At 61.9% G+C, this 12,267-nt stretch carries 8 protein-coding genes; 3 read left to right on the top strand and 5 right to left on the bottom strand.

What is annotated here, in order from left to right; all coding sequences use genetic code 11:
- Positions 1-73 precede the first annotated feature (73 nt).
- From HU743_RS20570 to HU743_RS20555, 4 genes are all read right to left on the bottom strand, one after another.
- Positions 74-1,744, bottom strand: coding sequence for a bifunctional protein-serine/threonine kinase/phosphatase (locus tag HU743_RS20570; RefSeq protein WP_186650892.1), 1,671 nt, complete (start codon positions 1,742-1,744; stop codon positions 74-76).
- A gap of 7 nt (positions 1,745-1,751) precedes the next feature.
- Positions 1,752-2,963, bottom strand: a complete 1,212-nt coding sequence (locus HU743_RS20565; protein WP_186551566.1) for a nitrate/nitrite transporter — start codon at positions 2,961-2,963, stop codon at positions 1,752-1,754.
- Positions 2,964-3,344: 381 nt separating this feature from the next.
- Positions 3,345-3,920 (bottom strand): ANTAR domain-containing protein, encoded by a 576-nt coding sequence (locus tag HU743_RS20560; RefSeq protein WP_007916390.1) that lies wholly within the window; start codon positions 3,918-3,920, stop codon positions 3,345-3,347.
- A gap of 15 nt (positions 3,921-3,935) precedes the next feature.
- On the bottom strand, positions 3,936-5,147 hold the full coding sequence (locus HU743_RS20555) for a CmpA/NrtA family ABC transporter substrate-binding protein (RefSeq protein ID WP_186650890.1): 1,212 nt from the start codon (positions 5,145-5,147) through the stop codon (positions 3,936-3,938).
- Between the two features lie 218 nt (positions 5,148-5,365).
- Here HU743_RS20555 and HU743_RS20550 point away from each other — a divergent pair, with 218 nt between their 5' ends.
- Positions 5,366-6,385, top strand: coding sequence for a quinone-dependent dihydroorotate dehydrogenase (locus HU743_RS20550; RefSeq protein ID WP_186551564.1), 1,020 nt, complete (start codon positions 5,366-5,368; stop codon positions 6,383-6,385).
- 275 nt (positions 6,386-6,660) lie between these two features.
- Here HU743_RS20550 and HU743_RS20545 read toward each other — a convergent pair whose 3' ends face one another.
- Positions 6,661-6,876: a ribosome modulation factor gene (locus tag HU743_RS20545; protein WP_003223300.1), complete on the bottom strand. Its 216-nt coding sequence runs from the start codon at positions 6,874-6,876 to the stop codon at positions 6,661-6,663.
- 532 nt (positions 6,877-7,408) lie between these two features.
- Between HU743_RS20545 and rlmKL the strand changes: the two genes are divergently transcribed.
- Positions 7,409-9,679, top strand: a complete 2,271-nt coding sequence (gene rlmKL, locus HU743_RS20540) for a bifunctional 23S rRNA (guanine(2069)-N(7))-methyltransferase RlmK/23S rRNA (guanine(2445)-N(2))-methyltransferase RlmL (protein ID WP_186650888.1) — start codon at positions 7,409-7,411, stop codon at positions 9,677-9,679.
- A 146-nt stretch (positions 9,680-9,825) separates the two neighbouring features.
- Positions 9,826-12,210, top strand: a complete 2,385-nt coding sequence (locus tag HU743_RS20535; RefSeq protein ID WP_186650886.1) for a GGDEF domain-containing protein — start codon at positions 9,826-9,828, stop codon at positions 12,208-12,210.
- The last annotated feature ends 57 nt before the right edge of the window (positions 12,211-12,267 follow it).

Raw genomic sequence — 12,267 nt, 5'->3', positions numbered from 1 at the left:
CAGGCTCACTCCTACAGGGGAACGCATTTCAAATTGTAGGAGTGAGCCTGCTCGCGATAGCCGCACTTCGGTCTCAGCCATGAAACAGCAAAACCAGGAGCACCAAATTTCCAAGCAAGGCCACCAACGCCATGGTCCGCCAGACCTTCAACGGCTCCCGCTCCAGTAAAGGCCGGGGCCTGACACTCAAACTGCGCCGCTCGCCCTGTTCCAGTACCAGCAACCACTCTTCGGCCGTTTCGAACCGTTGTTGCGGGTCAGCGGCCACGCCGCGCTCAAGACTCTGCGCCAGCCATTCCGGCAAGTCCGGCCGATAGCGACTGGCGCTGACAGGCACGCCAAATCGGGGGCGCTGGAACGCTTCGATCTCACCGTAGGGAAAGTGCCCGGTCAGCAGGTAATAGAGGGTGATGCCGACCGCATACAAATCCTGTTGCGCACTCGGCGGATCCCCGCGAAACGCTTCCGGGGCGATAAAGCTTGGTGTTCCCGGCAGCGTCGACGGCGTGTCTTCGGACAATCCCGGGCAATACGCCAGGCCGAAATCCAGCACCCGCAGCTCGCCGTCATCGGCCAATAACAGGTTTTCCGGTTTGATATCGCGATGAAAAATCTGCCGCCGATGCAGCAACCCGACCGCACGTAACAGCCGTTCGGCGATGTCCTGCCACTGCGCCATCGGCAACGGGCCGCTCTGCTGGAAGCGCTGCGCCAGAGTGATGCCGGAATATTCACGCATCACGTAGTACAAATGCTGACGCTGATGGCAGGCATGGACTTCCGGAAAATGCCGGCCGGCCACGCGTTTGAGAAACCATTCCTCAGACAGCAGCGCTTGCCCGGCCTGAGCATCAGCGCTTGAACGCGAAGGCAGGGTTTTCAGCAGCCATGGCTGGTCCTGCCCGTCCGTGACCCGATACAACAGCGATTGCTGACTCTGCGCGGCAATGCCCTGCACTTGCCAGCCTTCAAAAGCCTGGCCGGGTTTCAGCGCTGGCGGCAAGGGCCATTGCTGCAAATGAATCAGCGCATCGCCAAGGTTCGCCTCGCCGACATGATCGACCCGAACGAGCAAGGCACTGGCATTGTCCTGACTCCCGGCCAGATGCGCGGCGTTGACCAAGGTGCGTGCGGCGCTGTGCAGGTCGGGCTGATCGCGCAAGATCGCGGCGATCGCGGTATCGCCCAGGGTCGACCACACGCCGTCGCTGAGCAGCACAAAACGCTCGCCGTCACGCAGCTCGCCGTCGAGAAAGTCCAGCACCAGATGTTGATCCAGCCCCAGCGCCCGTTTGAGCACATGCTGCATGCCCGGTTGCTCCCAGACGTGATCCTCGGAGATCCGTTGCAGGCTGTCGGCGTGCCAGCGATAGACCCGGCAGTCGCCGACATGGGCGAGGGTGAACCGCCGGCCACGCATGACCAGCGCGCTGACGGTGGTGAGCAGCGGCTGCCCACCGCCATTGGCCTGCAGCCAGCGGTTCTGCGCGAGCAACAGGCGATCCAGTGCCTGAGCCACGCTCCAGGTTTCCGGGGTGGCGTAATAGTCGAGTGCCAGGGCCTGCAAGGTCGAGCGCGCGGCGAGGCCGCCGTCGGCACATTGACTGACGCCATCGGCGATGGCGAACAGATAACCCTTGCTCGCGGCCAGCGCCGGCGCCGGTGTCACCGAACGCAAAGCGTCCTGGTTTTCCGCACGCGGGCCGGTGGCGCTGGCTTCGGCAAAGCTCAATTGCAGGGCCATTGAAGCCTCAGACCCGTGCCGCCGTGACGGCCGCCGAACCCCAGGTGGTTCTCCAGCGGCGTTTCACCCCGTGCAGACCAAACCAGGCGAGGATGCCCAGGCTGGCGAACAACCACAGGGCGAGCTGATAACTGCCGGTGCTTTGCTTGATCGCGCCCATGCCGGCCGCCAAGGCGAAACCACCGATCCCGCCGGCCATGCCGATCAGTCCGGTCATCACGCCGATTTCCAGACGAAAGCGCTGGGGCACCAGTTGAAACACCGCACCGTTACCGGCGCCGAGACCGAGCATGGTGCAGACGAACAGTGCCAGCGCCGCGTAGGAACTTGGCAGGTTGAAGCCCACGGCCGCGATGCAGATGGCCGCCACGGTGTACATCGCCAGCAACGTGCGAATGCCGCCGAAGCGATCCGCCAGTGCGCCACCCAACGGCCGCATCAGGCTGCCGCCGAACACGCAGGCCGCGGTGTAGTAGCCGGCGGTTACCGGGCTCAGGCCGTATTGGTCGTTGAAGTAGCCGGGCAGGGCGCTGGCCAGACCAATGAAGCCACCGAAGGTTACGCTGTAGAAAAACATGAACCACCAGCTGTCGCGATCGCCAAGGGCCTTGAAGTAGTCGGCCATGGCTTTTGGTTTCGGCCGCTGTGGGGCGTTTTTCGCCAGCCACGCAAATAGCACCAAGGTCAGGATCAGCGGGATCAGAGCGAAACCGAACACGTTGCTCCAGCCGAACGCGGCGGCAATCACCGGGGCGAGCAGGGCGGCGAACACGGTGCCGGAGTTGCCCGCACCGGCAATGCCCATGGCTTTGCCCTGATGTTCTGGCGGATACCACTGCGAGGCCAGCGGCAGGGCTACGGCGAACGAGGCGCCGGCCATGCCGAGGAACAGACCGAGGATCAGCGCCTGTTCATAACTGTGGATGCCGAGCTTCCACGCGCCGAACAGCGCGCAAATGACGATGACCTGGCCGATCAGTCCGGCCGTCTTCGGCGACAAGCGATCGGCCAGCATGCCCATGGCGAAGCGCAACACCGCACCGGCCAGGATCGGCGTGGCGACGACGAGGCCCCGCTGTTGCGTGGTCAGATGCAAATCGGCGGCAATCTGCACCGCCAGTGGGCCGAGCAGGTACCAGACCATGAAGCTCAGGTCGAAATACAGGAAGGCCGCGAACAGGGTCGGGGTATGGCCGGATTTCCAGAAGCTTGAATTCATCGCGCACCTCGGCTGAAAAGAGTCTCGAAAGGAGTCATGTACAGCAGGTGGAGCGCCGCACGGCCGCACCACCGGCCCCGGTCTGTGGGGCCAAAACGCAAAAACGCCGCTACCTGATTCGCCGGGGGGCGAACGGGGTGAGCGACGTCTTTGTCGTAGGTGGGGCAACCGCCGTTGGTTACCTGTACGGTTTACATAGCGAGATTTGTGCCAAGGCTTGAAAAGATCGCAGCCTCGTTGCACTCGTCAGCTTCTACAGAAGGGGCAGATCGTTCCCATGCTCCGCGTGGGAATGCCGCCAGGGACGCTCCGCGTCCGCTCTTGCGAAGTGACGCAGAGCGTCACGGGATGCATTCCCACGCAGAGCGTGGGAACGATCGGTCAGCCCAGCAACTCACTCATGGCAATGATCTGCTCCGCCACCTGTATCAGTTTCTGCTGACGGCTCATGGCCTGGCGGCGCATCAGGGTGTAGGCCTCTTCCTCGTTGCAATCCTTCATTTTCATCAACAAGCCCTTGGCCAGCTCGATGCGCTTGCGCTCGGCCAGTTGTTGGTCGCGGGCCTGCAACTGCGCGCGCAGGGCCTGATCGCTTTCGAAGCGGGCCATCGCCACGTCGAGAATCGGCTGCAAGCGCTGTGCGTGAATGCCTTCGACAATGTAGGCACTGACCCCGGACTTGATCGCCTGACGCATCACCCCCGGATCATGCTCGTCGGTAAACATCACGATCGGCCGTGGCTGATCGCGGCTGACCAGCACCACTTGCTCCATGACATCACGGCTCGGTGACTCGGTATCGATCAGGATCACGTCCGGGCGCACCGTTTCGACGCGCGCGGGCAGGTCGATGGTCAGGCCGGACTCGTCGATCACCTCGAAACCGGCTTCGGTCAGTGCGGCTTTCAGGCGGCCGACTTTTTTCGCGGTGTCGTTGATCAGCAGAATGCGCAACATGTTCGCGATCTCCTGTCAGCGGCGGGCAAGAAGGGGAGTGTCGTCGCTCAGGGCGTGCAAGCGAAAGCTGCGCGCATAGCCGGCCGGGTCGCTGCCATCCCAGATTTTGCCGTCGAGCAATTGGCTGCTGCGCATGTCCGTGTTCCCGGCAGCGACTCCGACGGCGCTGGCTGCTGACCGATAAACGTCCAGTTGTTGAACTTGACGTGCCACGGCCAGGTAATCCGGGTCTTCGCGCAGTAGGCCCCAGCGGCGAAATTGCGTCATGAACCACATGCCGTCGGAGAGGTACGGCAGATTGACCTCGCCCTGAGCGTGAAAGCGCAGCGCATGCGGGTCCTGCCAGCGATTGCCGAGGCCGTCGGCGTAGTCTCCGAGAAAGCGTGGCTCGATACAGGCGGCGGGCGCGTCGAGGTATTCGGCGGCACTGAGCAGTTGTGCCGTACTGCGCCGGTTCTCCGCGCTTTCTTCGATGAAGCGGCTCGCTTCCAGAATCGCCATGACCAGGGCCCGCGCGGTGTTCGGGTAGTGTTCGACGAATTCGCGGGTGCAGCCGAGGACTTTTTCCGGGTGGTCGGGCCAGATGGTCTGGCTGGTGGCGAGGGTGAAGCCCAGATCCTGCTGCACAGCGCTGGCGGCCCACGGTTCGCCGACGCAGAAACCGTCGATGCGGCCGGCTTGCAGGTGCGCGACCATTTGCGGCGGCGGTACGACCACGCTGTCGACATCCTGCAATGGATGGATGCCCTGGCTTGCCAGCCAGTAATACAACCACATTGCGTGAGTGCCGGTGGGGAAGGTCTGGGCGAAGGTCAGTTTTGCGCGGCTTTGGTGCACGTGCCGATCCAGCGCTTCAGGACTGGTCACGCCGAGGGTTTGCAGGCCGTGCGAAAGGTTGAGGCTCTGCCCGTTCTGGTTCAGGCCCATCAGCACTGCCATGTCGGTCGCAGCGACACCGCCAATGCCCAGGTGCACCGCGTAAATCAAGCCGTACAGGCTGTGCGCGGCATCGAGCTCGCCGCTGACCAGGTTGTCGCGCAGATTCGCCCATGAGGCCTGGCGCTTGAGATTCAACGTCAGACCGTAAGGCTGAGCGAAACCCTGTGTCGCGGCGACGACCACCGAGGCGCAATCGCTCAGGGCCATGAAGCCAAGGTTGATCGCGGTTTTTTCCGGGGCATCGCTGCCATTGACCCAGGCCAGCGGCCCTGGCGAAAGTTCATTCATACAACCCACCTCAAAAAAAACGCCGTCCCGGATGTTGCGCTGCAACCCCGGAAACGACGCCATTGTCCTTGCCCGCCTGCCGCCATTGGTCTGCGCGCTGATACTGCATCGGTGCAAGGCATATGCCAGTGCCAGCGATTTGTCCGTGCGCCTCGCGCGGTGGGGCGATGCCCGGCTATAATCGCCGCCTCTTTTCGCCGCCCGAGTCATCGCCGCCCATGTACACCCTGGCCCGTCAGCTGTTGTTCAAACTTTCCCCGGAAACCTCCCACGATCTGTCGCTGGACCTGATCGGCGCGGGCGGGCGTTTGGGCCTTAACGGCTTGCTGTGCAAGGCGCCGGCAAAAGTGCCGGTGACGGTCATGGGTCTGGAATTTCCCAACCCGGTGGGCCTGGCCGCCGGTCTGGACAAGAACGGCGCGGCCATCGATGGCTTTGCCCAACTGGGCTTCGGGTTTGTCGAAATCGGCACCGTGACGCCGCGTCCGCAGCCGGGCAATCCGAAGCCGCGGATCTTCCGCCTGCCGGAAGCCGAGGCGATCATCAACCGCATGGGTTTCAATAACCTGGGCGTGGATAACCTGCTGGCGCGAGTGGCTGCGGCGAAATACAAGGGCGTGCTGGGTATCAATATCGGCAAGAACTTCGACACCCCGGTCGAGCGCGCAGTCGACGATTACCTGATTTGCCTGGACAAGGTCTACGCCCACGCCAGCTATGTGACAGTCAACGTCAGTTCGCCAAATACCCCGGGCCTGCGCAGTCTGCAGTTCGGTGACTCGCTCAAGCAACTGCTCGCCGACCTGGCCACCCGTCGCGCCGAACTGGCCCTGCGCCACGGCAAGCACGTGCCCCTGGCGATCAAGATCGCACCGGACATGACCGACGAAGAAACCGCTCAGGTCGCACAGGCACTGATCGAAACCGGTATGGACGCGGTGATTGCCACCAACACCACCCTCAGCCGTGTCGGGGTTGAAGGCATGGAGCATGGCGACGAGGCGGGCGGCCTGTCCGGTGCACCGGTGCGCGACAAGAGCACGAACACCGTGAAGGTGCTGGCCGCCGAGCTGGCGGGTCGATTGCCAATCATCGCCGCAGGCGGGATTACCGAGGGCAAGCATGCGGCAGAGAAGATCGAGGCGGGTGCGAGCCTGGTGCAGATTTATTCGGGCTTCATCTATAAAGGCCCGGCGCTGATTCGCGAATCGGTGGATGCCATCGCCGCGTTGCGTTGAACATTGTGGCGAGGAAGCTTGCTCCCGCTCGGCTGCGCAGCAGTCGTAGAGCCTGAATAGCGGTTACCCCGCAAACTTCATTGGATGGGTTTGGGGTTGCTGCGCAACCCAGCGGGAGCAAGCTCCCTCGCCACAGAGTGCGGGTCGCGGGATTTTCTCAGGCAATAAAAAGGGCTCCTCAAAGGAGCCCCTGGGCCGTAGCCCGCCGTCCGGGAAGGACGTGCGTGGTTAATTCGTTGCTAGTCAGATTGTCGTGTCGGAATAAATGCCCTGTGTCAGCCGACGGCGTGAAGTTCGTTGAGTCTGTGGATTCCCGCAGTGCCGGTCATACCGTCCCAGTTGTCGCCGCGTCCTTCTCGCCAGCCGTTGATCCAGGCTTGGCGTACCGACGGTAGAGTAAATGGGCAAAGCTCACGGGATTTGCCACCAACGCCATATTGATATCCGCGCAAAAATGCTCTTTCCAACGGATCACGCTTAAGTCTTCTCATAGGGTGTTTCCCTCACTTGTTGACTGTTTGTGTCGCGTCGACCTCAACCGAGGCCTGGCAGAAAGAAACCTGCCATGATGCGGCTCGCTGCCGGCGTGGCGAGCCAAGGTGTTGACGCCGTTGCGACGTCAACCTGTGCTCAGTTCTAACCAATGAGTCACACCGAGGGAATGATCGTTTTGTCATAAGGACGTAACGAAAGTAGTGCTACAGCCATAAGTAAAGATGTGTTTCATCGACGTTTTTTCGGCAAACCCCGGTATGATCGGCGCTGCGCTGGATGATGGGGTTAATGCTTAAGTGAGAATGACCTACGTTCGCGCTGGGGTACTAAGCGACGAAGGGTCGCTTTAAGACTTTTTATTTCTCCAACTTTTTTATCTGTCCTGGCATCTAAGCTCTTTTAACCCGAGCAGCGGGGACGGAACGGCACACCTTCGTGCCACGCGGGCGCTCTTTTAGAAAAGCGCCTGATTGAAAACCGGGTCGGCAATGCGTTGCCGATTCACTAGCCAAAGGTTCTGGAAATACCATGTCCGACCGTTTCGAACTCTTCCTCACTTGCCCCAAAGGCCTCGAAGGCCTGCTCATCGAGGAAGCCGTCGGGCTTGGCCTTGAAGATGCGCGCGAGCACACCTCCGCCGTGCGTGGCATGGCGACCATGGAAACCGCGTATCGCCTGTGCCTCTGGTCACGTCTGGCCAACCGCGTATTGCTGGTACTCAAGCGTTTCCCGATGAAAGACGCCGAAGACCTGTACCACGGCGTTCTCGATATCGACTGGCAGGACCACATGCTCAGCGACGGCACCCTGGCCGTTGAGTTCAGCGGTCACGGTTCGGGCATCGACAACACGCACTTCGGCGCCCTCAAAGTCAAAGACGCCATCGTCGACAAACTGCGCACCCCGCAAGGCGACCGTCCGTCGATCGACAAGCTCAACCCGGACCTGCGCATTCACCTGCGTCTGGATCGCGGTGAAGCGATCCTCTCCCTTGACCTGTCCGGCCACAGCCTGCACCAGCGCGGCTATCGCTTGCAGCAGGGCGCCGCGCCGCTGAAGGAAAACCTCGCGGCAGCGATCCTGATCCGTTCCGGCTGGCCGCGCATTGCCGCCGAAGGCGGCGCACTGGCGGACCCGATGTGCGGTGTCGGCACCTTCCTCGTTGAAGCGGGGATGATTGCCGCCGACATGGCGCCGAACCTGCGTCGCGAGCAGTGGGGTTTTACCGCCTGGCTCGGTCACGTACCGGCGCTGTGGAAAAAACTTCACGAAGAGGCCGTTGAACGTGCTGCGGCCGGCCTGGCCAAGCCACCGCTGTGGATTCGCGGTTACGAAGCCGACCCACGCCTGATTCAACCGGGCCGCAACAACGTCGAGCGCGCCGGTCTGAGCGAGTGGATCAAGATCTACCAGGGCGAAGTCGCGACCTTCGAGCCGCGTCCGGATCAGAACCAGAAAGGTCTGGTGATCTGCAACCCGCCGTACGGCGAGCGTCTCGGCGATGAAGCCAGCCTGTTGTACCTCTACCAGAACCTCGGCGAGCGCCTGCGTCAGGCCTGCCTGAACTGGGAGGCCGCGGTGTTTACCGGCGCGCCTGATCTGGGCAAGCGCATGGGCATCCGCAGCCACAAACAGTATTCGTTCTGGAACGGCGCGTTGCCGTGCAAGCTGCTATTGATCAAGGTGTTGCCGGATCAGTTCGTCACCGGCGAGCGCCGCACTGCGGAGCAACGTCAGGCCGAGCGCGAGCAAGCGGCCTACGATCAGACCCCGGACGAGCCGCAGGAACGCAAGTTCAACAAGAACGGCAACCCGATCAAACCGACGCCAGCCCCGGCGCCAGTGATCGAGCAGCCGCGCTTGAGCGAAGGCGGGCAGATGTTTGCCAACCGCCTGCAAAAGAACCTCAAGGCGATGAGCAAGTGGGTCAAGCGCGAAGGCATCGATTGCTACCGCGTTTATGATGCCGACATGCCGGAATACGCGATGGCGATCGACCTGTACCACGATTGGGTGCATGTCCAGGAGTACGCCGCGCCAAAATCCATCGACCCGGAAAAAGCTTCGGCACGGATGTTCGACGCCTTGGCCGCGATCCCGCAGGCACTGAACGTCGACAAGAACCGCGTAGTGGTCAAGCGCCGCGAGCGCCAGAGCGGCACCAAGCAGTACGAGCGTCAGGCTGCGCAGGGCAAGTTCGTCGAGGTGAATGAAGGCGGTGTGAAGTTGCTGGTCAACCTTACCGATTACCTCGACACCGGCCTGTTCCTCGACCACCGGCCGATGCGCATGCGCATTCAGAAAGAGGCCGCCGGCAAGCGCTTCCTCAATCTGTTCTGCTACACCGCGACCGCCAGCGTGCACGCGGCCAAGGGCGGGGCGCGCAGCACCACCAGCGTCGACCTGTCGAAAACCTATCTGGACTGGGCGCGTCGCAACCTGTCGCTGAACGGCTTCTCGGACAAGAACCGTCTGGAGCAGGGCGACGTGATGGCGTGGCTGGAAAGCTGCCGTGACGAGTACGACCTGATCTTTATCGATCCGCCGACGTTCTCCAACTCCAAGCGCATGGAAGGCATTTTCGACGTGCAGCGTGATCAGGTGCAGTTGATCGACCTGGCCATGGCGCGCCTGGCACCGGGCGGCGTGCTGTACTTCTCCAACAACTTCCGCAAGTTCCAGTTGGAAGACAACCTCGCCGAGCGATACGCGGTCGAGGAAATCAGCGCGCAGACCATTGATCCGGATTTTGCCCGTAACACCAAGATTCACCGCGCCTGGAAAATCACGGCCCGTTGACGCTGCCGCTGGCTGGATTCACAGAGCCTTGATTTTTAAAGGCTCCGTGGATCCGCCGGCGCTAGCTAAATTAGTGGCTAATAGCTATAACTCACACACGGTCAATGGGGTTTTTCCCATGAATGCTGGCGTAGTGAGTTGTCTTTATGTCGTTACACCCCGTGCGCCCCAAAATCCTGGGTTTTATCAGCGAAGACGTCTCGGCCTGGCTGGTCGCGCTGCTGGTATTGCTTGCCGGCGGGATACTCACGGGGCTGCTCGCGTGGGGCACCTTCAACCAGTTTGAGCAACAATCGCGCCAGCGCTTTCAACTGCTGGCCAATGAACGTTACAGCCGCATCGAAGAGCGTTTCCAGGACCAGGAACAGCGTCTGGACAGCCTGCGCCGTTTCTTCGCCAATTCCGAATCGGTGACCCGCGCTGAATTCGACGGTTACGCCCAACCTTTGTTGCTACGCACCCAGGCCTACTCGTTTGCGCTACGGGTCAGTGACGCCGAACGATCGGCGTTTGAGCAGCGTGTGCGCGAGGAAGGCCTGAGCGCCTTCACTGTTCGCGAACTCAACGAACACGGTGAACTGGAACTGGCGGCACGTCGCGACGAGTACGTGGCGGTGTTGTACAGCCAGACGCAGAGCCGTCTCCCCGCACCGTTCGGATACGATCTGCTGGCTCAACCGCTGCGTCGTGACGCCCTCGATCGGGCAGACAGACTTGGCGGTCTGGTGGTGTCGCAACCTATGCATCTGGTGGGTATCGAGCCGTCCTACGCACGCGGTGTGCTGCTGCTGGCGCCGGTGAGCCGTGCGGGGCAGTCACGGCCGTTTGGCTACGTCATGGCGGTGATCAGCATGCGCCAGTTGCTGGCGGACGGCTTGCCCGATGCGCTCCACGATTACCTCTCGGTGCGCATCCTCGACCTGTCGACCCATGATCAGCACGAAGTATTGTTCGAGTCGACCAATGAGGCGATACCCGGTGATTTGTCGGCGACCCGGCTGGTGCGCATGGCCGATCATGATTATCAGGTCGATATCCTGCCCAGCTACGCCTTTATGCAGGCCAACCATTCGTCGGTTGGCAGCGTGATCGTTCTCGGCGGGCTGCTCAGCGTGCTGCTCAGTGCCTTGTTGTATGTGCTGGTCAGTCAGCGTCAGCGCGCATTGCGCCTGGTCCAGTTGCGCACCCAGGAGCTGCACGCGCGTGAGCAGGAACTGCGCGGCACCCACGGCCAGTTACGCGGAGTATTGAATGCCGCCACCCAAGTGGCAATCATCGCTACCGATCTGCGTGGCGTGATCAGCACGTTCAACCCCGGCGCCGAACAGATGCTCGGTTACAGCAGTGCCGACGTGGTCGGGCGCATGACTCTGGAAAACCTGCACCTGCCCCGCGAGCTGTCGGCGCGGGCGGCGGAGTTGAGTGTGCGTTACGGCAAAAGCATCCCCACCTGCCACGCGATGTTGGTTGAGGGCGGCGAAGTCGGCGGTCACGAAGCCCGTGAATGGACGCTGGTGCGCAGCGATGGCAGCCATTTGCCGGTGAACATGCTCGCCACGCCGGTGCTGGATGAACAGGGCTTGTGGGTCGGGCATCTGGCGATTTGCATCGACATCACCGAGCGCAAGCGCGTGCACGAAGTCTTGGCCGCGCGCGATGTACTGCTCAAGAAGCTGAGTGCCCATGTGCCCGGAGGTATTTATCAATTCAAAATGGAATTCGACGGGCGTTTCAGCGTGATCTATGCCAGCGATGGCATCCGCGAGATCTACGAGCTGGAGCCCGACGTGCTGTTGTTCGACGCTGAGGCGATTTTCACGCGGATCCATCCTCAGGACGTCACGCGCGTGCGCACCTCCATCCGCACTTCGGCGGAGAGTCTCAGTCCGTGGCGCGAGGAGTACCGTGTGCAATTACCTGAGCGAGGCCTGCGCTGGGTACGTGGCGAGGCAACGCCGGAAGAGCTGCCGGGCGGTGGCGTCCTCTGGCATGGCTACATTTCGGATATTTCCGACCTCAAGCGCGTGGAGGAAGAGTTGCGCGCGTTGTCGGTGACCGACTCATTGACCGGCATTTACAACCGCCGCTACTTCCAGGAGCGCCTGACCACCGAGATGGCCCGGGTCGAGCGTGGCGGCGGCGAGTTATCGGTGATCATGCTCGACATCGACCATTTCAAACGCATCAACGACCACTACGGCCACGCGGTCGGAGACCGGGTGCTGCAAGCGGTGTGCGAACGCATCGGCCATCGCCTGCGCCGCACTGACGTGTTCTGCCGGTTGGGCGGTGAAGAATTCATGGTGCTGTGCCCGGACATCGACGCCGAGCACGCTTACATGCTCGCGATGGAACTGTGGGAGGGCTTGCGCAGTGCACCGGTAGATGTCGTCGGCGTAGTCACCGCCAGCTTCGGCATCGCCAGTTGGCACCCGGGAGAGGGCGCGGACGCCTTGTTACTGCGTGCGGACTCGGGGGTATACGCAGCGAAGCAGAATGGCCGCGACCGGGTTGAGCGGCCGATGAACTGAGCCGTCACGCCGATCCCTTGTAGAAACCGGTCATTGTGGTGAGGGAGCTTGCTCCCG

It is taken from the genome of Pseudomonas sp. SWRI99 (assembly GCF_014270125.1).
Lineage (GTDB): Bacteria > Pseudomonadota > Gammaproteobacteria > Pseudomonadales > Pseudomonadaceae > Aquipseudomonas > Aquipseudomonas hamedanensis.
The sequence above is the reverse complement of the archived record's forward strand: the minus strand, read 5'-3'. Positions and strand labels throughout refer to the sequence as shown.

Bases quoted from the DNA above. Each gene is read 5' to 3' on its own strand.
- HU743_RS20545 (WP_003223300.1), bottom strand. From the start codon at position 6,876: ATGAGAAGACTTAAGCGTGATCCGTTGGAAAGAGCATTTTTGCGCGGA.
- HU743_RS20560 (WP_007916390.1), bottom strand. From the start codon at position 3,920: ATGTTGCGCATTCTGCTGATCAACGACACCGCGAAAAAAGTCGGCCGC.
- rlmKL (WP_186650888.1), top strand. From the start codon at position 7,409: ATGTCCGACCGTTTCGAACTCTTCCTCACTTGCCCCAAAGGCCTCGAA.
- HU743_RS20565 (WP_186551566.1), bottom strand. From the start codon at position 2,963: ATGAATTCAAGCTTCTGGAAATCCGGCCATACCCCGACCCTGTTCGCG.
- HU743_RS20570 (WP_186650892.1), bottom strand. From the start codon at position 1,744: ATGGCCCTGCAATTGAGCTTTGCCGAAGCCAGCGCCACCGGCCCGCGT.
- HU743_RS20555 (WP_186650890.1), bottom strand. From the start codon at position 5,147: ATGAATGAACTTTCGCCAGGGCCGCTGGCCTGGGTCAATGGCAGCGAT.
- HU743_RS20535 (WP_186650886.1), top strand. From the start codon at position 9,826: ATGTCGTTACACCCCGTGCGCCCCAAAATCCTGGGTTTTATCAGCGAA.
- HU743_RS20550 (WP_186551564.1), top strand. From the start codon at position 5,366: ATGTACACCCTGGCCCGTCAGCTGTTGTTCAAACTTTCCCCGGAAACC.